The sequence below is a fragment of the Streptomyces albipurpureus genome (genome assembly GCF_023701525.1).
GTDB lineage: Bacteria > Actinomycetota > Actinomycetes > Streptomycetales > Streptomycetaceae > Streptomyces > Streptomyces albipurpureus.
On the sequence record NZ_JAMQAW010000117.1, the window covers coordinates 1 to 761 of the forward strand.

General features: G+C 66.9%; 1 protein-coding gene. It reads right to left on the reverse strand.

The features are described 5' to 3' along the window. The coding region (locus tag NBG84_RS39800; protein WP_285369010.1) for an RHS repeat-associated core domain-containing protein at positions 1 to 761 on the reverse strand (761 nt) is incomplete at both ends.

Below are 761 nucleotides of genomic sequence, written 5' to 3' on the forward strand. Positions count from 1 at the left end.
AGGTCCATGATGGGGTCGACGCTGATGAAGCGGCCGACGGTGGGGTCGTATTCGCGGGCGCCGAGGTGGGTGAGGCCGGTGTCGGTGTCCTTGGTGCCGCCGACGAAGGTTCTGTCGCCCTTCCAGGTGGTGGGCTGGGTGCCGCGGGGGGCTCCGAAGATGGTGGTCTTGCGGCGGGTGACGGCCAGTGCGGTGTCTGCGGTGACCTGGGTGGTTGTGGTGTTGTGGTGGTCGGTCAGGGTGAAGGTGAGCTGGGTGCCGGTGCGCATGGCGAGGGAGCTGTTGCCGGCGCTGTAGTAGCGGGTGCCGGTGGCCAGGCCCACTTTGTCTGTGTGGAGTTCGTTGCCGCCGGGGAGGTAGAGGGTGGTGCCAGTGGAGTCCTTGCGGATGAGGCGCTGGCCTTCGGTGTCGTACAGGTAGCTTGAGGTTTTGGTTCCCTGGGTGACTTCTTTGAGGTGCCCTTCGTCGTCCCAGACCAGGTTCTGGATGTCGGCGGTTCCGGCCTTGCGGGTGGCGGTGTTGCCGGCGGCGTCGTAGGTGAAGTTCTCCTCGTGCGGGTTGATTCCGGTCTGGGTGACTTTGGGTAGCGAGTGTTTGCCTGCGGGAGGGGCTTGGTAGGTGCGGGTGGTGTCAGCGGTGGGGCCGGATGCGGTCTGGTGCTGGGACTCGGTCGTGCGGTTGCCGACCGCGTCGTAGGCGTAGCTGGTCCAGTACGGGTCCTGGCCGCCGACCACTGATGCGGAGGGGGTGGCCGCGCAGGC